The sequence below is a fragment of the Luteolibacter luteus genome, assembly GCF_012913485.1.
Taxonomy (GTDB): domain Bacteria; phylum Verrucomicrobiota; class Verrucomicrobiia; order Verrucomicrobiales; family Akkermansiaceae; genus Haloferula; species Haloferula lutea.
Genome location: NZ_CP051774.1, coordinates 2356721 through 2376007, shown reverse-complemented (window position 1 = coordinate 2376007; position 19287 = coordinate 2356721). Strand labels below are relative to the sequence as shown.

The window sequence follows — 19287 nt, the reverse complement described above, 5'->3', positions numbered from 1 at the left end:
CTTCGCCGCGGGCTCCCGCGATTCCTTGCGATTTGTCGCCATCCGGAGTAGAGGTGGGACTATGGATACCACCCGGATTTTGATCGTGGATGACGAACCGGATTTCACCGCCCTCCTGAAAGCGAATCTCGAAGAGGTGGGGAATTTCGAGGTGATGGATGTGAATGATTCCGCCCTCGCCTTAAAAGCAGCAAAGGAGTTCAAACCGGACCTCTGCGTGATCGACGTGGTGATGCCGGGCCTGGATGGTGGTGATGTGGTAGCGCAGTTGAAAGCGGAGCCGGATCTGCAGACAGTGCCTATTCTGATGCTCACCGCCTTGGTGGAGGAAAATCCCGATACATCCGATGGCGAGACGCTGACGGGCGGGCTGCCTTTTGTGAGCAAGACTTCGGAATTCGGCACGATCCTCAGCTGCATTGAGAAGCATCTCGAAGAAGCGCAGGAAGCCGCGACCGTGGCCGAGCCTTCGTCGAGGTCGGCGGAAGTCTGGGATATCGGTTAGGTGCGTGCTGGCCTCGTCCCGGTGCATCGTTCGTGACACCGGGGGCGGGGCCGTGGATGCTTCCCGCCGTGAATTTCCTGACGATTTCCTCCCTGAAAGAGCAAGCGGGCGAGCAACCCCTGGCGGTTGCGGTCGATTGCGAACTCCAGTCGCGCAGCCAGCGGCAGACGAAGGCGGGAAAGCCGTATCTGGTGATCACTTTCTCTGACGGGACCGGCAGCTTCAACCTGAACGCGTGGTCCGACGCACCGCTTTTCGAGGCCGCCGTGGGCATGTCTGACGGCACGGTGTTGCGGCTCAATGCGGAGTGGACCCAGAACCAGTATGGCCTCAATGCCGCGAACATCGCGTGGGAGCGCCTTTTGGGGGATGCCCTCGAAGCCTTCTTCACGGGCGACGCCGCGACCATGGAGAAGCAACGCCGCGATTGGGAAACCATTTGCACGTTGTGCGCCGGGATCGTGGATCCGCGACTGCATGCGTTGACGGATCGCTTCATCAAGGATTTCGGTCCGCGGTTCCGTCGTGCGGCGGCGGCCCGGAAAAATCACCACGCGCGCCGAGGCGGCCTCACCGAGCACGTCGCGCAGATGATGCGCTCCGCCGATCTCATTTCCTCGATCTATCCGGAGCTGAACCGGGACCTGATGATCTCCGGTGTGCTCTTTCATGACTGTGGGAAGCTTTGGGAAAACCAATATCCGGAGAAAGGCTTTGCCCAAGGCTACACCCTTCATGGCGAAATGCTGGGCCATATTCCGCTCGGCATCGAATTGGTGAACAAGTTGTGGCGCGATGTCGCGGAGAGCCCGGTGGCCAAAGACTGGCTGACGCTCGAGCCTGCGAGCGAGACCGTTCGCCTGCATCTCCTGCACCTGATCGCAAGCCATCACGGCGAGTATCAATTCGGCTCGCCGACCTTGCCCCGGACGCCGGAAGCGATTGCGCTGCATTACATCGACAACCTGGATGCGAAGCTGGAGATGATGCGGGATGCCTATGCGCAGGCGAATGAGATCGTGGATGGGATCTATGAGAAACAGTTCCCGCTTCCAGCGAATCTCGTCGCGCCACTGGCCGTTTTTGATGCCCCGGCACCTGCTCCCGTTGCGGTTTCCGAAGAGAAAGAGAAAGCCGAGCTATTCTAGCGGATCCGAGCTTTGCGGCTCGGGCATGAGAATTTCGGCGAAGTTTCTTGGAAGGGTTGACTTGCGCGGTGTCCGATTCTGCGCAAGTTGGCGGGCATTCGGTGAAACCAATAGGGCGTCGCCGGGTTTTTAACCTCGCATGGAGCATTGCCACGGCACGCTGATCCGGCTCACCAAGCTGACCGATACCAGTTGGATCGTCCACTGGTTCACGGACGGCCATGGTCTGATCAAAACGGTGGCAAAGGGCGCGAGGAGCCCTAAAAGCCCCTTTGCGGGGAAGCTGGATCTCTTCTTTGACGCGGAAATAACCTGGGCAAGGGCTCGCAGCGGCGAACTCCATAGCCTCCGGGAAGTGAGCGTCATGAACACCCGGGAATCGATCCGAGGTGATTACAATGCAATGCTTTTGTCGGGTTATTGCTGCCGCCTGTTGGAGCTTGCCGTTGAGCGTGATCACCCCGAGCCGGAATTGAGCGATCTGTTGCGGCGGGCCCTTGATTACGTCTCGACTCGTGGTGCTTCGGTCAAGGCGATGCAGCATTTCGAGCAGGAAATGGCGCGTAAACTCGGCATTTCCAAGGAGCGGCGCCAAGCCACGACCTCCCTGCGGGATGCCCTCGGTTCTCTTCCCCCCCAGCGCGCTCAATTGTTGGAAAGACTTTCACCTGCGGCGGAATTCCCCGTTGCAGAAACCCAAAGCGGTGATTTAAAGTAAATACAAGCCATGGACTCACCTACCACCACACTCATTCACATTCTGCGCAGCCGCGTCGATGAACTGGTTGCCGCGGGCGACCTCGACGAGGCCGTCCACGCCGCCACCGCTGCCGTCCTGAAGGCGCAGCAAACCCTCAGCAGCGACCTCGAGAGCATCGATGAGTTCGCCAGCTCGCTGGAGGTCCGTGGTGACGTTTATCGTTTGCTCGGCCGCTTTGAAGAAGCCCGGGATGATTACAAGCAGGCCATCGACCAGCTCGACAATCGCCCGGACCGCTTGCTCCAGCTCGGTCGCCTGCATGCCGGCTACGGCTCGGTGCACGACCAACTCGGAAATACGGAGCGCGCTGCCGAACTCTGGTCGAAGGCAATCCACTACTTCGAAACCAACGATCCACCGGCAGACCTCGATATTGCCGCGATGTGCAACAACCTGGCGGTGTTGAAGCGGAATGCCGGTGATACCGAAGGTGCCGAGGCGGAATACCTGCGCGCACTGGAAATCCTCCATCGCGAGCTGGGTCAGGATCATGAGGAAACCGCCGCGGTTTCCAACAACATCGGGGCTCTCTATCAATCGGCCGGCCTTCACGAGCAGGCCCGGGAGATGCACATGATGGCGCTGGAAGCTCGCCGCAAGCTCTTCGGGGACATCCACCCGGACACCGCCCAGTCGCACAACAACCTCGCGCTGGCCCTGCTTAGCACGGGAGACAGCGCTTGGGCACGCCGCCACTTCGAGAAGGCGATCAGCGGCTTCGAGGCTCTTGGCATCGAATACGCATCCGACCTTGAAGCGGTGGCCGACAACTATTGCGCGGTCCTTCGTGCGGAGGGCGACTACGCCCATGCCGACGCGATCTCCTCGCGCCTTCACGGCGCCGGAGCGAGTGCGGTGGCTGGCTAGGACCGGCCGATACAAGGCTTAGCGAAACGCTAGGATAACAAGGATTGGCAGTTGATGGGAAACCGTCGATTTCCAATCCTTTTTCTTTCCACCCCTCTTACCGAGATCGGGGAGACCTCCGCTTTCGCCTCAATTGCGGGCCGCCGACGCCGTCGCGGAGGAATCTTCGCGGACTTCGATGGTCTTGCCCGCCAGCCAGCGGCGGAGCACTTCCTTGTCCGCAGTCAGGCACCCCTGCACGCGGTAGTTTGAGCGGCGCAGGACATCGGCATCGTTTTCCCCTTCATCCACCACGCACCACGGCTTCGAGCCGGAGGAGTGGATGAAGCGGAAATCGTCATTTCCCGTCACGAGAAAGGCGACATGGCTGTCGAGGCCCACGATACGGATGCCGTGCTCCGCCTTCTTCAGCCCGGCGGCATAGCTTTCATAGGGGACGCCTACCTGCAGGCTCAGAGCCTCCCGTGGCAGGAAACTGCGGAGGATGCTCTGCGAGGACTGTTGTGCGAGCTTGTAGCGATCGACGCGGAATCCCGCATCCCGGAGCACGGTCGCGACGAAGTAGCCGCAGGCGATCTTTCCCTCGCCAGGCACCTCGCTGGTGCCGTGGAAATCCCAGCGTGTGCCCAGCCAGCAGCGCATCATTTCCGGGAGCACGGATTCCAGAAAGCCGCGGGCCTCCGCGAGTACCTTGTCCTTTTCCGCTGCGGTCTTTGCCTTGGCATGCTTTGTGGCCAGATTTTTCCGCCAGCGCTCCACATCTTCCTTCATGGTCGCATAGCGCTCCGCGTCCGGTTTTGGCAGATGGCTTTCGGAAAGGCTCAGCGGGGTGTCCAGTTCACGCAGCGCCATGGCGATCTGTCCGCGGTAATGCCAGCAGACAGCGCAAAGAATTGCAGCCAAGGCTAAGAAAGTTAGGGCGAGGCGCTTCACTGGGGCTCCGTGGATTCAATCAGTTATGTCGCCCCCTGCGAAGGGCTTTTTGAAGGGGTTGCCAGAGCGGGCGAAATTCCCACGCTCTGCGTCGTGAGCGCGAGTTTGTCCGAAGACCAATCGAAGGTGATGAACCTCTCGCTCGGGGTGGCGGTTGTCCTGCTCTTCGCGAAGATTGTGGCTGCCGGTCTGACGGGCTCCTCGGCGATTTATTCGGATGCCGCGGAATCCGTGACCCATGTTCTGGCGGTAGCATTCGCCGCGTGGGCGCTGCGACTCGCTCACAAGCCTTCGGACGAGACCCATCATTTCGGCCACGACAAGGTGGCGTTCATTTCCTCCGGCTTCGAGGGGGCCATGATCAGCGCCGCCGGTCTCCTCATCATCTACGAGGCAGCCCGCCAGGTCTTTGTCGGCGGCCAGATTGCAAACATGGGGATCGGCGTGATCATCACTGCTGCCGCCGCGCTGGTGAATCTCGTGCTGGGTGCGGCCCTCCTGCGGGTGGGAAAAAAGCGGAACTCCGCGGTGCTGCGCGCGAATGGTGAGCACGTGCTGGCTGATGTCTGGACCAGTGGTGCGCTGCTTGTCGCGCTGGCGCTGATCTACTTCACGGGCTGGAAGTGGTGGGATCCGATCTTTGCCGTGATCGCGGCCATCAAGCTGATCTGGACCGGTGGACGATTGATGAAGGAAAGTCTCGGCGGTCTGATGGATGAAGCCGACCTGGCGGTGGAAAAGAATCTCCGCGAGTGCCTGGATGCCGACTGCGCGGAGCACGGACTGTCCTATCACAATCTCCGGCACCGCCACTCGGGCCGGACCCATTGGGTGGAATTTCATCTGGTTTTCCCGGATAGCACGGCGGTACGGGAAGCCCATGAGGTGGCCACGGACATGGAGGGGCGGGTCGCGGCGCTGCTGGGTCCGGATGTCCGCGTGATTTCTCATTTGGAGCCGCGCTCCGCGGAAGATCACGAGGAGCAGTGGGAGATCCGCTGAGCGCTCAACCCGCCGGGGTGAATCCCATCACGATGTCGAACCGTGCCGCCAGCTCGCCGGTGGCAAGGCCGGGGATCGGGGCGAAATCGACGATTACCGAGGCGCGTTGCTTCTCGTCCTTGATCGCCTTGATCACGCCGTCCGCTTCATTCTGCTTCTCACCCTTGATGTAGCATTGGGTCGTCCACTTCTCGCGGCCCTTCATCTTTACGGCGAAATGGATGTGGGGCGTACGGCCGGGATAAGCGACCGGCTTGATGGTGCGGAAGTAATACTCGCCGCTGGAGCCGGTCATGAAGCGGCCGAAGCCTTGGAAATTCGCGTCGCGCTTTTCGTGGTCGCTGCTGCCCTTGTGGAGATAGACGCCGTGGTGATCGACCTGCCAGATCTCGACCAATGCGTTGCGGATCGGCTCGCCCTTCGCGTCGGTCACGCGACCGCTGAGATGCGTCACACTGCCGAGGGCGGGCGTCAGGCCATCGTTCAGGATGATCAAATCGTTGTCGGTATCCAGCGGCAGGTCCACCGGATAGAAGGGGCCCTCGGTTTGCTTCGGCGTGAGGGTGAGCGCCTCCGCGAAGGCGCCGGGGACCCAGAGGCCGGCAGCGCTCAGGGAGAAGTTCCGCAAAAAGCGGCGTCGGGAAGAGGGCAGGATGTTCATGGGCTTGGGTTCCGGTGGGAGTGGAGGAGGCTGGCAGAAATTCCGCATGGCATCCAGCATCTAACTCCTTGCTCCAAGGTCACGGCTCCACGCTATTTGGCTTATGGCGGACATCTGGTCAGCGGAAAAGAGATCCGAGGTGATGTCACGCATCCGTGGCGGGAATACCAAGCCGGAGCTGGCGGTCCGTTCGATGCTTCACCGGCTGGGCTATCGCTTCACGGTCCATGGCCCGAAGAATAAATCGTTGCCGGGCCGCCCGGATCTCGTCCTGCCGAAGTATGGCGTGGTGATCTTTGTTCACGGTTGCTTCTGGCACGGCCACGAGCACTGCCCGGACTTCAAGATGCCGCAGTCGAAGACGGAGTGGTGGCAGGCGAAGATCGGGGGAAACAAGGCTCGCGATGCCCGGGTCGAGCGTGAACTGAGGAACCTCGGTTGGCACGTGGTCACGCTCTGGGCATGCGCGCTAAAGACAAAGGGAGCGCGGGAGTGGTTGGAAGCGAGGTTGCCGGTGCTGATCGGTCGGCCGCTTGGAGTCGTAGGAGCTCCGGCAACAACCCGTCGCTCCTTTTCCTCCAAGGTGGCGGAATCCGAGTGACTCGCCTAGTTGGCGGGCCGTCTCACTTCTTGCATGGGAACAAACCCGCTGTGAAAGGCAAAGGGGATGCCTGAGGCGAGGGGCAAATCCTTACCTGCTGCATCGGGGATGCCGTGGAAGCTTCCCGACTCGTATCCGATGGCTTCAATCGTGGTGCCAACCGGCGGCTTCTTGAGAAGCGGAGAAGAGGTGTCCCATTCGATCCTGACCGGCGGCTCCAATGCTTTTCCGTCGATTTCGGTGATTTCTACCTGACGTTTCCAGAAAGCGTCCTTGTTCCGGCTCTCCTCTTCCGTGGGTAAGAAACTCCGGCATTTCACGGTCACTACGGTTCCGAGCGGCATCTTGAGCAGGCCAATAGGAAGCTGCGTCTTGAGCTCCTCCACGCGGATGCGGTTGTCACTTTCCGCGCGGCCTTGAGGGAGACTTGCGAGGAAGGCGACTAACAGGAAGGGCAGGAGCTTGATCATGTCAGCCAGACTGACAGCTCGCCTCTGCTGCGCAAGTTCTCACCAGTAGCGTCGCACCTTCGGCTCGTCCTCGTAGATCCTCCGGAAGACCGAGGGCGGCTCGTGGTTCTTCATGCCCATCCGCGCAAAGAAACCCATCGCGACGCCCGCAACAAAGCCGCCGATGTGTGCGGCATAAGCCACGCCACCACCTGTTTCCGCAGTCGGCGCGATCGAGCCCGCACCATTGACGAGTTGCAGGAAGATCCACATCCCGATCACGAAGATCGCGGGCAGCGAGACGATCCGGAAAAAGAAGATGGCGTTCACCATGTTCCGCGGAAAGAGCACCATGTAAGCACCCAACACTCCGGAGATCGCTCCGGAGGCACCGAGATTCGGAATCACGCTATCCGGATTCGTGGCGATCTGTGCGAAGGTCGCGACGATGCCGCTAATCAGATAAAAGAGCAGGAATTTCAAGCTGCCGAAGCGGTGCTCCACGTTGTCGCCGAAGATCCAAAGGTAGAGCATGTTTCCGCCGATGTGCGCCCAACCACCGTGCATGAACATGGCGGAGAAGATCGTGAGGTAGATCGGAACCGGACCGGGAAGCTGCGGAATTTGGCCGACTTGCTGGCCTACCTTGATGAGCACTGGGTCGGTGAGATCGACGCCTGTGACGATTTCCTTGGGGATCACGCTCCAGCCATAGGTCAGGCCGGGATCGAGCAGCTGCATTGCGAACACCACCACATTGGCCGCTAGGAGGAGGATGGTAATCCATGCCGGGCTCATCAGATGCCGGTCGTCGTCGCTGATGGGAAAGATCACGCGGCTAACATCCTCGCGCCCGCCCCGGCGTCCAAGCCTTTCCTTCAGTGATGCGGTGGCAGTGCCAGGATGCGCTTGATCTCCGCGATCGCCTTCGGGTGATGGAACGAGCCGTGGCCGGAAGGAACTTCCAACGACGATTCCGCTCCCGGGACTGCGGAGCTTGTCGATGAAACGAAGAAATCCCGCGAGCCGGTGATCACATGTGCCGCCGTGGTCGGGACAATCGGCAGCCTGTGGAAGATCTCCATCGAGAGCTGCTGTGGCGAAAGGCTCGAGACACTGTTCACGCTGTTCCCCGGCAGATTGCGGTAGGCTGGACCCCAAATGCCGGGATTCTTCTTCTCCAAGCTGTCGAAGAAGTCGCTGAAGCCTTTGCTCGGAGCCACGAAGCGTCGACCGAGCAGCCCGACCCACGAGGCGGCGAAGGTGCTGCCGCCAAAGGGGACCGAACAGAAGATCACGCGGTCGACATGCTTCCGCGGCTTCCAGAAAAAAGCTTCGTCAAGAGTCGCGCGTTCTTCACGCGTGAGATTCATGGTGCCGATCGGCCGCGTGAAGATCGCATCCCAGAATGCATCGCGAGGATCGACCACCAGCGATTTCGTGAGGATGCCACCCATGCTGTGAGCGATGACGACGGTGCGTTGCATCGCGGGATCACGTCCATCCGGATCGAGCGTCGAGCGCATTTCGTCGAGCTGCTTTCGCATGACCCGGGCCGAATAAAGCGGTGGCGCATTCGTCGGGTAAAGGTAGTGCCAGATCTGATAGCGGGTCCTAACCGCGGGATCCGCCCATAGCTCATTCGTCAGCTCTGCCCATGCAAGCGGCGTCGAGAAGAGGCCGTGGATCAGGATGAGAGGCGTCTTGTTGGGATCGTAGGCCTCCATGAGCGCGAAGCCCGGCTCCCTGCCTGTTTGCTGGCGAAGGACCGATGTTAAGCCGGTCGTGGCGAGAGCTCGTGTTTCTCCCAGGAGCCCGGCCCATGGTGCCGTGAAGTCCGCGGCCAAGGTTTGACGTCGGCCTCCGATTGCCACCGTTTCCGTTTGTAGCCTGTCGTAGAGCCGGATCTCCACGTCCCGCTTGCCACCGCGAACTGGCCCGGGGATGGCCACCGCTGTCACGGCTCGGGTGATGGCCTCGGGTGGATACCATTTCTCGATCGCCTCGCGCCGTTGGTTGTCGCGATGGCCGATCATCGGGACACCGGCTCCCGCTTCGCGATGCGAATCGAGGCCCACCGGCGCATAGCGGGAAGCCCGCTCGATACGGTCGAAATAAACAGGTGCGTAAACGCCTTTGCCCTTCGTCTGGAATTTTACGCGATATCCGCCGACCTCTTGGACGAGAGCTCCGCTGCGGTGTGCCTGCTCGATCCAGTTTCCGAGGGCCTTCGTTGCGGCAGCATCATTGGCCCCTGTGAATGCCCGCTCCAGATCGCTCGCTGCGGCGACTGATTCGCGGCGTTCCCGGACACGTTGTAGCCTCGCCGGGGCGCATGCCGCCACAGCGAGGCTGAAGATCAACAGGGATGCCGCGAGGATTCTCACGACCGTAGCCTTCTCACTTCTTCAACTGCGCGGTGATTCCCGCGACGTGCTTGCCTTGGAAGCGGGCCAAGGAAAGCTCCTTCTCGCTCGGTTGGCGCGAGCCGTCGGGGCCGGCGATGGTTGCCGCGCCGTAGGGACTGCCGCCCCGCACTTCGCTAATGTCGGTGAGTTCCGGGGCCGCATAGGGCAGGCCGACGTAGATCATGCCATGGTGTAGCAGGGTCGGGATGAAAGTCAGGATCGTGGACTCGTTGCCGCCACCGGTGCCGGTACTGGCGAAAACGCTACCGACCTTTCCGACCAGTGCGCCCTTCATCCAGAGCTGGCCGGTTTGGTCGAGGAAGTTCCGCATCTGCGCGGCCATGTTTCCGAAGCGGGTCGGCGTGCCGAAGATGATCGCATCGTAGTCGGCGAGTTCGCCGGGCTCGGCGACGGGAGCGGCCTGATCGAGCTTCGCGCCGTATTTCCGCGCGACATCCTCTGGCATGGTTTCGGGCACGCGCTTGAGGGTGACTTCCACGCCCTCGACGGAGCGTGCGCCTTCAGCGACGGCATTGGCCATCGTCTCGATGTGGCCGTAGGTGGAGTAGTAAAGAACGAGGAGTTTGCTCATGGCGTAGTAATAATGGGATATCGGCACGGAGCGTGACAGATTCCGCGGAATCCGGGAAATATCGTGTCGGTGGGCTCAGCATGCAGCAGAGGCATGCTCAATCCTCCGCCTTCTCCTTGACCCCTCCTCCGGGGGGCGGCGTCCAGGCTTCGTCCTCCGTTCCGAGCGGGTCGGCACGCATCACGGACTCGAAGATCGCCTGCGATTCCCGAGCTGCCGTGAGGAAGGCCGCACGGTCTTTCTTCCGGTGCTCCACCATCTTTCGCAGGAAGGTCTCGTCCGCGCGGCGGTAAAGTTTTGCCGCCCGGTAAGCCGTGTATCCCGGCATCCCCAGCGAGCGCAGGACATCGGTGCCAAGCCGCAGGGAGGTATCCAGCGTCTCGCGATAGATCCTTTCCTCGCCCGCCTCCAGATACTCATAGGCCTCCACGCGGCTGTGTGCCCGCAGGAAAATCTGAAGATGCGGGAAGTGCTTCTTGGCCACCCCGACGATCTTCATCGTGGTCTCGGTATCCTTTAGGGCGATCACCAAGGCCCGTGCCCGTGCTGCGCCTGCCGTCATGAGCAAGTCCGGGCGCCCTGCATCCCCGAAGAAAACCGGGAAACCGATCGCCCGCAGCGTGTCCACTTGGTCGGGATCGTTGTCGAGGACGGTGGAATTCACCCCTTGGGTCGCCAGCAGACGACCGATGGCGTGGCCGAAGCGCCCGAATCCGCAGATGATGACCGGATTGCCTTCGTCGCGCACATCGCTTGCGCGCTCGACTGTGTGCTTCGGCTGCATCGATCGCGCCGTGAAGCGGTAGCTTGCCAGGATCAGCAGCGGCGTCGCTGCCATGGTCAAGGCAACCACGGCGACCAAGGTCCTCGAAATCTCCTCTCCGAAAACCCCGGCTCCGGAGGCGAGTGCGATCAGCACGAAGGCAAACTCCCCGCCTGCTGCCAGCGCCGAAGCGAAGACCAGCGCCGAACCACAGGTCGCCTGCCGCACGCGGGCCAAGCCGAAAATCACGCCGCCTTTTACCAGCAGCAAGCCCAAGGCACAGCCCAGCACCGTCGGCCAATTCGCCGAGATGTGGCCGAAGTCGATGCCGGTTCCCACGCCGAGGAAGAACAGGCCTAGCAGGAGCCCCTTGAAGGGCTCGAGGTCGCTTTCCAATTCATGGCGGTACTCGCTGTTCGCCAAGACCACGCCCGCCACGAAAGTGCCTAGCGCCGCGGAAAGCCCCACCTTCGTCATCAGCAGTGCCACGCTGATGATCAGCAGCAGCGCCGCCGCCGTGAAGGCCTCGCGCTGGCGGGTCTTCGCGATGGCGCGGAAGATCGGCCGTACCGCGAGCCGCCCCACAATCACGATCAGCGCCACTGCGCCGATGGTCAGTAGTGCCTGCGCCCAACCCGGGAGATGGGCCATCCATTCCGCCGCTTTCCCATGAGCCTCGTGGTCACCCGCCTTCGCCTGATGCGCGCCCAGCAGCGGCAGTAGTGCCATGATCGGGATCACGGCGAGGTCTTGGAAGAGCAGCACCGCGAAGGAATTTTGCCCCGCCTCCGTGCGCATCAGGTTCTTCTCCGAAAGGCACTGCAGCACGATCGCCGTGCTCGACATTGCGAGGATCAGGCCGATACCCAGAGCCGGCTTCCATCCGATGCCGAAGGCCATCGCCAGACCGGCGATCGCGAGCGCCGAGCAGACCACCTGCGCCGTGCCGAGCCCGAAGATCTGGCGCTTCATCCGCCACAGGTGTGAAGGCTCAAGTTCCAGGCCCACCAGGAAAAGCATCATCACCACCCCGAACTCGGCGAAGTGTGTGATCTCTTCACTCTCTCCTCCGACCCAGCCCAGGCCCCACGGTCCGATCAAGGCACCGGCAATCAGGTAGCCGAGCACCGCGCCCATGCCGAGGCGCTTTCCAACAAGTACCGCGACCAGTGCCGCGGAGAGATACAGGAAGGCCTGAGCGAAGAAGCTTTCGAATGCCACGGCGAGTCAGTCAGGGAGGAGGAAGCCAAAGGGGAAGGGTGCCATCGCGCAGCGATCCGAGCCACGCGGAGTAACGGTGGGCAACATCAGCAAGCGAAGGGTCGTCGAGCTGGTTGGAAGCATGGACCGTGAAAGCTTCGGCATAGCCCATCCCGCAGAGCCGAGCGGTCTGTTCGAAGGGGGCCAGCAGCTCGCGGACGGAGAAATGATTGTAGCCACCCCGGTGATAAGCATCTTCCGGGCCGCCGGCGGAGATCGCCTGAGCCATGATTTTCCCGCGCAGCGCGGTGCCACCTTCGCCATAGGCCCAGCGGTACTGAAGCACGAGATCCAGCCACTCTTTGACCAGCGCCGGACTGCTATACCAGAAGAAGGGATGTTGGAAGACCACCGAATGGTGGTTCTCTAACAAGACCTGCTCATCCCGGACATCGATGAGGAAGTCGGGATAGGTTTCGTAGAGGTCGTGAACCGTCACGCCCTCGGTGCGGCGGGCGGCAGCCACGAGGGCACGGTTCACCCGCGACCTTTGGAAGGCCGGATGAGCAAAGATCACCAGCACCTGTCCCATCGCTCAGCTTTCCTGGCCCCAGCTCTTCATGGCTTCCTTCATCTCGTCCACGGAGACTTCGCGTTTCCGTGTGGCGAGTGTCCAACGGTAGCCATAGGGATCGAAGATGCGCGCGATGCGATCGCCCCAGAACATGTCCGTAGGCTCCTGCTTTCCGGTGCCGCCTTCCTTCACCGCCTGCGCATAGGCGGCATCCACGTCGGCCACGTAGATCATGAAGGTTGCTCCCTTTCCGATTTCCGGCTGGATGGCTCCGAAGTCCGGATATTCGTCGGAGATCATGATCCGGGAGTTGCCGATCACGAATTCGCCATGGGCCACCTTGCCCGAGGGTTCGTCCAGCGTATACAGCACTTCCGCACCCAAGGCGCGGGAGTAGAAGTCGAGCGCCGCGCGGGCGTCGCGTGCAGTCAGCGAGGGCGTGACCGAATGATAGCCTTCCGGGATGTGAGAGAGACTCATTGCGTCACGGAGAATGGGCGGCGGATCCGCTCTTGGCGAGCAGAGATCAAGCTTCACTCACTCTCTTTCGGCTCCTCGACTTTTTCGGCCTTGGGCGCGGAGTCGGTTTCGTCACTTGCCAGCGCTTCTACCAGCAATTCGGCGGCCTTCTTGGCAGATGCCGGGTTTTGGCCGGTCGCCAGTCGTCCATCGAGCACCGCGTTTTCCTTGAAATTCTCCCCCGGGACGTGGGTGGCACCTGCTGCTTCCAGTTCAGACTGCAGCAGGTAGGGGACTGTCGTTGTTAGGCCTACTGCCTCCTCCTCGGCGTTGGTGAAGCCCGCCACCTTCTTGCCCTTCACCAGCGGAGTTCCGTCCGTGAGCTTCACGTCGATCAGGGCTGCGGGACCGTGGCACACTGCTCCCACGGCACCCCCATCCTCGTAGACCGTGGCCGTGAAGCGCTGGATCGCCTTGTCCTGGCGGAAATCCCACATGGTGCCATGACCGCCCGCGAAGAAGACCGCGGAGAAATCCGCCGGGTTCAGATCCATCACAGCCTTGGTATCCCGCACTCCCAGCGTGTTGTTTTTCTCCTCGCCGGAACCGACCTTTTTCCAAAAGGCCGCGTTCGCCTCATCCTTCAGGTCATAGCTTTTCGGGTCGAGAGGCGCGAAGCCGCCCACTGGACTGGCCAAGGTCACCGGATAGCCCGCCTTGCTGAAAACTTCCCAAGGATGGGCCGCCTCGGAGAGGAAGAATCCGGTCCTCTTCCCGCTATTGCCCAGCTTCGCGTGGTTGGTCAGCACCAGCAGGATGGGCTTTTTCGGCGCTGCTTTCGCCTCTTGGGCGAAAACCGGAGAGGCGAAAAGAACAGCCGTGGCGGTGAGGATGCGTGCGATCATTCCCGCCTCCCTAAACCCGATCGTGAGATTTGCAACGAAGCGGGAGCCGCTCAATGCGTAATCGTCACCGGGGTGCCGACGTTTACCGACTCGAAGAGCACCGGAGCCAGCTCCTTCGGCAGGCGGATGCAGCCATGGGAGGCCGCCTCGCCCGGCTTCGGGATGATCCCGGCGTGCATCCCGATTCCGTAGGAGGTCAGGCGCATCCAGTAGGGCATCGGCGCGGGAACGTAACGTTCGCCTGCGGGTACCGCCGTGCTCGGCTTGGCATCACCATTGGTCACATTGCCCCATTCATCCTCGATCCAGCCGTACCGGTTCGAGTGCTTGTCCACGATCTTTTCGGTGATGCTGTAGCGGCCTGAGGGCGTGCCGTAGCCTTCCTTGCCGGTGGCCACGTAGGACCAGCCGATATCCCGGCCGCCGCGGGTATAGCGTGCCCGCTGTTCGGAGAGGTTGATGTTGATCGCTACCTTGCCCGGCCCCGTGTCGTCGTACCATTCGTACATCACATAGTCCGCCTTCTGGGGCGGCCGCTTTTTGTCGATGATACGAGGCGGCGCTGCGCAGGAAATCAGAGCCATCCCCAGCATCACCGGGAGGCAACGGAGCAGATACGATTGAAACGGAACCATGGGACAAGTGGACTCGCGCGGAATTGTTAGCACGATTCGCGCCGCTGGCCAAGTGTCGCTTTATTCTACCTTGGTTCCAGTCCCCCCCTAACGGCTTCCGAAGGGCACCCGGACCGCGAATTTCAAGCCGCCCGAAGCCCGGTCCTGATAGGCGATCGCCGCCTGTCCACCCGGCCCGAAGGCCAGAGAACTGGCCTCCGCCACGTTGTCGGCCGCCCCCACCTCGCTATGGATCCAGTCGTCGCCGCTTTTTTGGGCGAAGCCCAAGGGGCCCGCGTCACCGAAGGGGTCATAGGCGTAGCTCACCGAGGGGCGTCCCAACGGGGAAAAGGCAAGTGAAGGCCGGAAGCCCCAGTCTCCCGCTGTGGCGGCGTCGTCCAGAATCCACCCGCCCTCGTCGATGGCCACTCTCAGGATTCCGGTGCTGCCGTAGTGATCATAGGCGATGGCGGCCTTTCCTGATGGGCCGAAGGCGAGTGAAGGATTGGCATACTCCTGATCCCCGTCCACCGGCCGGCTCTCCACCGTCTCTACGAACCAGCCGCTTTGTTCGAGCAAGGCGAGCTTGATCGCAGATTGGTCGCCGTCTTGAAAGGCGATCCCCGCTTTGCCGGAGCTGTTGAAGGCGAGAGAGGGGTGGCAATCCTCCGCGGTGACGACACTTACCTGTTGGATCTGCCAGCTTGTGCCGTTGAAAACCGCATACTTGAGATCGCTCTCGCTTTCGTCGTGATAGGCGATGGCAGGTTGGCCGGATGCGGTGAAGGCCAGGGAGCAGCTGTTGCCGACGCTTCCGGTGCTATCCACCGGCGCCGCGTTCCAGGCCCCGCCGACGTAGGTCGCATATTTCAGGTCGGCATTGGTGCTGTCGTAGTAGGCAATCGAAGGATTTCCCGTCGGGGAAAATGCCAAAGAGGCGCTGCCGCCGACTGCTCCGGCGACGTCCACCGGCGTGATCTGCCAGGAGGACCCATTGAAAGCCGCGTATGCGAGGTCATCGGTGACCGAGTCATAGTAGGCGATCGCTGGAAATCCGGCAGGTGAGAAGGCGAGAGCCCTTGAAGCGAGTTCGATGGCGTTTGCGGTGACCGGGGTGATTTTCCAGGAAAGAGGCACCCCGGCATTTTCCAGAAGCACCGAGTTCTGCTGCTGGAGTAGCGCGATCTGCTGTTGCTGGGAGGCGACGGTTTCCTGAAGGCTGCCGATCCTGTCCCAGATCTCTTGGAGCGATTTCTGGGTAGGTCCGGGAGGCCCCGGTGGTGTGAGCGGGCCTTGGCCGAACAAGGGGAAAGGAAGGAGCAGAAAGGCGACGATGGGTTTCATGGGACAGGGAAGGGGTTCTAAGGCTGGAGGAGCGGTTTCACGGACACGGCCCGGATGAAGCGACGGGGGCCGCCGGAGGTGGTGACGGCCCTGCTTGTTAGAGGACCGGCATCCGGAGTGAAGAGGCCGAGCGTGCTGTTGGTCCAAGGTCCTTGTAGGTCGGTATCGTGCTCGATGCGGTACAGGCGCCCGGGCGAGCTGGTGAAGGTTACGACAACGCTGGTTCCTCCAGGCGCAAAGGAATGGGTTACGATGCGAAAAGAGGAACCGGGATCCCGTGGATCGGTCCCTGCTTCATATTCCTGAAGATCCGTTGCCAAATCCCCATCAGCATCCGAGATGGTGGTCGCCATGCTGAGATTGGCGAAGTGGAGCATCTCCCACGCATCGGTAATGCCATCGCCGTCGGAATCCGGCCGGGCGACGAAAAGCGTCGCGAGGTCGGAGAACGTTGTATCGAGTTCGATCCAGCCTGCGTTCGCGGCATGGACATGTCCGCTCAACTGGCCGGTGAGGAGATCTAATCGCGGCTTGCCGTGGATTTGCTCGAAGGAGATCCAGCCGAGATTCGCGGCGTAGGCGGCTCCGTTCAGTGCCCCGTCCGCGGCCAGATTCACTCCGAAGTCCATGGCCGATGCATTCGAGTAGGAGTGCCCGTTTGAAGGAGAACCGTCGCCGAAATCAATCCAGCCGAAATTCGCCGCGTAGGCCTTCCCCGAAACGAAGGTCTCGCTCAGGCGCACCCCATCGCTGGCAGTTCCCCGGAAATCGATCCAGCCGGCATTTGCGGCATAAGCGAAGTGCGCTGCCGGAGAGATGCTCGATTGGCCCAAGGCACCGGCGATGGAGGAGACGAAAAGCGGCAGGAGGATCCGGTTCATCGCATCCAACTCCTCCGCGTTCCCTATAACTTCCGCAATGGGTAAAATGAAAAGATATACAAAGCTAATGTGGATTATGAAGCCCCCTTGGTATTGATCGGGTCATATTATAAAACAAAAAGGCGGCCGGGATTTCCCGGCCGCCGTGCGAAATGAGACGGGATGCGATCAAGCGCCCGGCTTCGCGGTAAGATCGAGGCGGATCACGACTTCGTCACGGATCAGGTCGTCGGCTTTGCCAGCGTAGACGATGCCGAAGTCCTTGCGATTGATGTTGAACTCGGACTTGATGCTCACCGCATCGCCATTCTGGCTGACGGTGGCAGGGAAGCTGATGTTCTTCTCCACACCGTGCAGCTTGAAGTTGCCAGAGACCGTGTATTGGGTGTCGGAGTCTTTCTTGATCTCGGTCACGTCGAAGGTCGTCGTCGGATACTTCTCCACGTCGAAGAAGTCGGGCGATTTGAGGTGTCCCGTCAGCTTTTCCTGGTCGGCGAAGGTGGAATTCATGTCGATCTCCACCTTGTGGTCGTTGCCCGCCGGGGCACCGTCCTTCACGGTGAAGTGTCCGGTGAAGGCCTTGAAGCCGCCGTCATGCTTGCCGGTGACCTTGGAGCCGGTGAATTCGATCTTCGATTCCGGAGTGAATACATACTTCGTGCCCGCGGCGTTGTCTTCCGTCTTGGCGACAGCGCCCTTCACGTCGGCCTTGGCCGTCTTGTCCGCGGGATTTTCGCAAGAAACGAGGGCCATGGTAAGGATCGCGGCAGGGAAGGCGATGTAGTCGATTTTCATGTTTGTCGTATTTTGGTGATTGGCTTCAGGAAGTTCGAGAAGGTGGAGAGTTCTCAGCGCAGGTCAAACAGCAGCGCTTCGACGGCTTCGTCACCGGCACTGAGGATGTACTCGCCGGGGCGCTCGGTGGAGGCCGCATCCCCGGGGCTTATTCCCGCTCCGTTCACGTCGGCTTGACCGCGGATCAGGTGGAGCCAGAGGCCGCGTCCGGGGGCCAGCGTATGTGCGGAGCTTTCGCCGGGCTGGAGCTTCAGACGCCAGATATCGGCGTCCTGAGCGATGGTCGCGGAGCCGTCGCGGCCGTCCGCAGAGATTACCAGCACCTTGGAGGCGCTGTCCTGCTCGGCGCTGGGCGCCCACTCCGTGTAGCGCGGGGTGAGGCCACGCTGGTTCGGGATGATCCAGATCTGGAGCAGATGCACCATCTCCGTGGAGGATGGGTTGAATTCGGAATGTGTGACACCGGAGCCCGCGCTCATTACCTGGATCTGACCCGGCTTGATGGTCCGGGCATTGCCCATGCTGTCCTGGTGGGCGAGAGCCCCGTCCAGCACGTAGGAGAAAATCTCCATGTCGCGATGCGGATGAGTCGGAAAGCCGCCGCCGGGGGCGACACGGTCGTCATTGATCACCCGAAGCGAGCGGAAGCCCATGTGGGACGGGTCGTAGTAGTCGGCGAAAGAAAAAGTGAAGCGGCTGTCCAGCCAGCCATGATCGACGTGGCCGCGTTCGCCGGAGCGGCGGATCGTGAGGTCGGTGTTCGTTTTCACGCCGCCATCCTGCCATGATTTCCGCCCGCGGCTAATGCCGTGTCCGCAGGCTCAGCATGCCAGGCGGTCATTGCCCTGTGGCCAGCCCGGCTTCGTTCTGCTAGACCACGAGCATGGAATTACGGCAGTTGCAGTTGTTTCTCGCGGCAGCAGAGGAGGGGAGCATCACCGCGGCTGCCAAGCGGATGCATCTGACGCAGCCGGCGCTGAGCCGCCAGATCAAGGCCTTGGAGGAAGAACTGGGCGTGGAGCTTTTCACTCGTGGTGCCCACTCGGTCACGCTCACTCCGGCTGGCGGCGTGCTTCTGGAGGAAGGCAGCAAGCTGCTGGAACGTGCGGAGCGGGTGGTGAAACTGGTCCGCGCCAGTGCTGAAGGGGAGCCACTCCGGGTCGGCTACGCGCCTTCTTTGGCGGGTCCCCTGCTCGGCCTCGCATTGGAACGCTTCTCCCAATTGCACCCCCGCGCCCGTGTCCAACTTTCGGATCTCTCCAGCACGGAAATGCGGGATGCCCTCGCCCAAGGGAAAATCGATGTGGCCGTGACCGTTCCCTGGGAAGGCGATAGCCAAGCCTTGAAATGGACGCCGATCCGTCATCACGGCATGGTCCTCGCCGTTCCTGCCTCCCATCCTTTTGCCTCGAAGAAGAAGATCAAGCTGGCAGATCTCGATGGCCAGCGCTTGCTGCTCTACTCGCGGAATGAATATCCGGAATATTGGCAGGGTGTGACCCGCATGTTCCGGGAAAACGGGCTTCAGGCGAAGGTGGCGGGAGAGTTCGATGGCGTCAGCAGCCTCGCCGCAGCAGTGGAAGCCGGTTTGGGCGTCGCGCTGATGGCTTCGGGCAGCCGCTTTGATCGGGTGGTCATGCTTCCCATTGATCCAACTCCCGAGCCGGTTTGTGTCGCGGCTGGAGTTTCCACCGCGAGAGAAGCCTCCAATGTTGTGGAAGTATTTATCCGAGAGTTGGTTAGGGTGGCAGAGGAAGGGTCTTAGGAGATGGTGTCATTACGTATTCGTGCACGCGGCGTGGCACCTTGCAACCTACGCGATTTCA

The 19287-nt window shown here is 61.4% G+C and carries 22 protein-coding genes; 7 read left to right on the top strand and 15 right to left on the bottom strand.

The window, feature by feature from the left end; genetic code table 11:
• Positions 1 to 85: 85 nt before the first annotated feature.
• From HHL09_RS10000 to HHL09_RS09985, 4 genes are all read left to right on the top strand, one after another.
• Complete coding sequence (locus HHL09_RS10000) at positions 86 to 505, top strand: response regulator (protein WP_169454501.1); 420 nt, start codon at positions 86 to 88, stop codon at positions 503 to 505.
• A gap of 68 nt (positions 506 to 573) precedes the next feature.
• The gene (locus HHL09_RS09995; RefSeq protein ID WP_169454499.1) at positions 574 to 1653 is read left to right on the top strand and encodes an HD domain-containing protein; all 1080 of its coding nucleotides are present in this window, start codon (positions 574 to 576) and stop codon (positions 1651 to 1653) included.
• 139 nt (positions 1654 to 1792) lie between these two features.
• On the top strand, positions 1793 to 2371 hold the full coding sequence (gene recO, locus HHL09_RS09990; protein WP_169454497.1) for a DNA repair protein RecO: 579 nt from the start codon (positions 1793 to 1795) through the stop codon (positions 2369 to 2371).
• Positions 2372 to 2380: 9 nt separating this feature from the next.
• On the top strand, positions 2381 to 3280 hold the full coding sequence (locus HHL09_RS09985; protein WP_169454495.1) for a tetratricopeptide repeat protein: 900 nt from the start codon (positions 2381 to 2383) through the stop codon (positions 3278 to 3280).
• A 129-nt stretch (positions 3281 to 3409) separates the two neighbouring features.
• Here the strand turns inward: HHL09_RS09985 and HHL09_RS09980 are convergent, their stop codons facing one another.
• Positions 3410 to 4183: a hypothetical protein gene (locus tag HHL09_RS09980; RefSeq protein WP_169454493.1), complete on the bottom strand. Its 774-nt coding sequence runs from the start codon at positions 4181 to 4183 to the stop codon at positions 3410 to 3412.
• 123 nt (positions 4184 to 4306) lie between these two features.
• Between HHL09_RS09980 and HHL09_RS09975 the strand changes: the two genes are divergently transcribed.
• Positions 4307 to 5215 carry a cation diffusion facilitator family transporter gene (locus HHL09_RS09975; protein ID WP_169454492.1) on the top strand — a complete coding sequence of 303 codons (909 nt, stop codon included), beginning with the start codon at positions 4307 to 4309 and terminating at the stop codon, positions 5213 to 5215.
• Between the two features lie 4 nt (positions 5216 to 5219).
• On the opposite strand, the gene HHL09_RS09970 is transcribed toward HHL09_RS09975, so the two are convergent.
• Positions 5220 to 5876: a dioxygenase family protein gene (locus tag HHL09_RS09970; protein WP_169454490.1), complete on the bottom strand. Its 657-nt coding sequence runs from the start codon at positions 5874 to 5876 to the stop codon at positions 5220 to 5222.
• Positions 5877 to 5979: 103 nt separating this feature from the next.
• Between HHL09_RS09970 and HHL09_RS09965 the strand changes: the two genes are divergently transcribed.
• The gene (locus HHL09_RS09965; RefSeq protein WP_169454488.1) at positions 5980 to 6477 is read left to right on the top strand and encodes a very short patch repair endonuclease; all 498 of its coding nucleotides are present in this window, start codon (positions 5980 to 5982) and stop codon (positions 6475 to 6477) included.
• A gap of 5 nt (positions 6478 to 6482) precedes the next feature.
• Here HHL09_RS09965 and HHL09_RS09960 read toward each other — a convergent pair whose 3' ends face one another.
• From HHL09_RS09960 to HHL09_RS09900, 13 genes are all read right to left on the bottom strand, one after another.
• Entirely contained in the window at positions 6483 to 6947 is a 465-nt protein-coding gene (locus tag HHL09_RS09960; protein WP_169454486.1) for a hypothetical protein, read from the bottom strand.
• Between the two features lie 39 nt (positions 6948 to 6986).
• The gene (locus HHL09_RS09955; RefSeq protein WP_205761015.1) at positions 6987 to 7760 is read right to left on the bottom strand and encodes a rhomboid family intramembrane serine protease; all 774 of its coding nucleotides are present in this window, start codon (positions 7758 to 7760) and stop codon (positions 6987 to 6989) included.
• A 44-nt stretch (positions 7761 to 7804) separates the two neighbouring features.
• Positions 7805 to 9313, bottom strand: a complete 1509-nt coding sequence (locus HHL09_RS09950; protein ID WP_169454484.1) for a lipase family alpha/beta hydrolase — start codon at positions 9311 to 9313, stop codon at positions 7805 to 7807.
• Positions 9314 to 9326: 13 nt separating this feature from the next.
• The gene (wrbA, locus tag HHL09_RS09945; RefSeq protein ID WP_169454482.1) at positions 9327 to 9926 is read right to left on the bottom strand and encodes an NAD(P)H:quinone oxidoreductase; all 600 of its coding nucleotides are present in this window, start codon (positions 9924 to 9926) and stop codon (positions 9327 to 9329) included.
• Between the two features lie 97 nt (positions 9927 to 10023).
• Positions 10024 to 11910 carry a monovalent cation:proton antiporter-2 (CPA2) family protein gene (locus HHL09_RS09940; protein WP_169454480.1) on the bottom strand — a complete coding sequence of 629 codons (1887 nt, stop codon included), beginning with the start codon at positions 11908 to 11910 and terminating at the stop codon, positions 10024 to 10026.
• A gap of 10 nt (positions 11911 to 11920) precedes the next feature.
• Positions 11921 to 12481, bottom strand: coding sequence for an NAD(P)H-dependent oxidoreductase (locus HHL09_RS09935; RefSeq protein ID WP_169454478.1), 561 nt, complete (start codon positions 12479 to 12481; stop codon positions 11921 to 11923).
• Between the two features lie 3 nt (positions 12482 to 12484).
• Entirely contained in the window at positions 12485 to 12943 is a 459-nt protein-coding gene (locus HHL09_RS09930) for a VOC family protein (protein WP_169454477.1), read from the bottom strand.
• A 53-nt stretch (positions 12944 to 12996) separates the two neighbouring features.
• A complete protein-coding gene (locus HHL09_RS09925) occupies positions 12997 to 13827 on the bottom strand; it encodes a type 1 glutamine amidotransferase domain-containing protein (RefSeq protein WP_169454475.1) in 831 nt (276 codons plus the stop codon).
• A gap of 50 nt (positions 13828 to 13877) precedes the next feature.
• A complete protein-coding gene (locus HHL09_RS09920) occupies positions 13878 to 14462 on the bottom strand; it encodes a L,D-transpeptidase family protein (protein ID WP_169454473.1) in 585 nt (194 codons plus the stop codon).
• Positions 14463 to 14549: 87 nt separating this feature from the next.
• The gene (locus HHL09_RS09915; RefSeq protein ID WP_169454471.1) at positions 14550 to 15785 is read right to left on the bottom strand and encodes a hypothetical protein; all 1236 of its coding nucleotides are present in this window, start codon (positions 15783 to 15785) and stop codon (positions 14550 to 14552) included.
• A 17-nt stretch (positions 15786 to 15802) separates the two neighbouring features.
• Complete coding sequence (locus HHL09_RS09910; protein WP_169454469.1) at positions 15803 to 16666, bottom strand: hypothetical protein; 864 nt, start codon at positions 16664 to 16666, stop codon at positions 15803 to 15805.
• A gap of 168 nt (positions 16667 to 16834) precedes the next feature.
• The gene (locus HHL09_RS09905; protein WP_169454468.1) at positions 16835 to 17461 is read right to left on the bottom strand and encodes a YceI family protein; all 627 of its coding nucleotides are present in this window, start codon (positions 17459 to 17461) and stop codon (positions 16835 to 16837) included.
• A gap of 53 nt (positions 17462 to 17514) precedes the next feature.
• A complete protein-coding gene (locus tag HHL09_RS09900) occupies positions 17515 to 18231 on the bottom strand; it encodes a pirin family protein (protein ID WP_169454466.1) in 717 nt (238 codons plus the stop codon).
• 113 nt (positions 18232 to 18344) lie between these two features.
• Here HHL09_RS09900 and HHL09_RS09895 point away from each other — a divergent pair, with 113 nt between their 5' ends.
• On the top strand, positions 18345 to 19226 hold the full coding sequence (locus tag HHL09_RS09895; RefSeq protein ID WP_169454464.1) for a LysR family transcriptional regulator: 882 nt from the start codon (positions 18345 to 18347) through the stop codon (positions 19224 to 19226).
• Positions 19227 to 19287: the final 61 nt, after the last annotated feature.

What these genes read in the sequence shown, in the direction of transcription:
- recO (WP_169454497.1), top strand. Translation starts at nt 1,793, where the DNA reads ATGGAGCATTGCCACGGCACGCTGATCCGGCTCACCAAGCTGACCGAT.
- HHL09_RS09985 (WP_169454495.1), top strand. Translation starts at nt 2,381, where the DNA reads ATGGACTCACCTACCACCACACTCATTCACATTCTGCGCAGCCGCGTC.
- HHL09_RS09970 (WP_169454490.1), bottom strand. Translation starts at nt 5,876, where the DNA reads ATGAACATCCTGCCCTCTTCCCGACGCCGCTTTTTGCGGAACTTCTCC.
- HHL09_RS09965 (WP_169454488.1), top strand. Translation starts at nt 5,980, where the DNA reads ATGGCGGACATCTGGTCAGCGGAAAAGAGATCCGAGGTGATGTCACGC.
- HHL09_RS09960 (WP_169454486.1), bottom strand. Translation starts at nt 6,947, where the DNA reads ATGATCAAGCTCCTGCCCTTCCTGTTAGTCGCCTTCCTCGCAAGTCTC.
- wrbA (WP_169454482.1), bottom strand. Translation starts at nt 9,926, where the DNA reads ATGAGCAAACTCCTCGTTCTTTACTACTCCACCTACGGCCACATCGAG.
- HHL09_RS09935 (WP_169454478.1), bottom strand. Translation starts at nt 12,481, where the DNA reads ATGGGACAGGTGCTGGTGATCTTTGCTCATCCGGCCTTCCAAAGGTCG.
- HHL09_RS09930 (WP_169454477.1), bottom strand. Translation starts at nt 12,943, where the DNA reads ATGAGTCTCTCTCACATCCCGGAAGGCTATCATTCGGTCACGCCCTCG.
- HHL09_RS09925 (WP_169454475.1), bottom strand. Translation starts at nt 13,827, where the DNA reads ATGATCGCACGCATCCTCACCGCCACGGCTGTTCTTTTCGCCTCTCCG.
- HHL09_RS09920 (WP_169454473.1), bottom strand. Translation starts at nt 14,462, where the DNA reads ATGGTTCCGTTTCAATCGTATCTGCTCCGTTGCCTCCCGGTGATGCTG.
- HHL09_RS09915 (WP_169454471.1), bottom strand. Translation starts at nt 15,785, where the DNA reads ATGAAACCCATCGTCGCCTTTCTGCTCCTTCCTTTCCCCTTGTTCGGC.
- HHL09_RS09910 (WP_169454469.1), bottom strand. Translation starts at nt 16,666, where the DNA reads ATGAACCGGATCCTCCTGCCGCTTTTCGTCTCCTCCATCGCCGGTGCC.
- HHL09_RS09905 (WP_169454468.1), bottom strand. Translation starts at nt 17,461, where the DNA reads ATGAAAATCGACTACATCGCCTTCCCTGCCGCGATCCTTACCATGGCC.
- HHL09_RS09895 (WP_169454464.1), top strand. Translation starts at nt 18,345, where the DNA reads ATGGAATTACGGCAGTTGCAGTTGTTTCTCGCGGCAGCAGAGGAGGGG.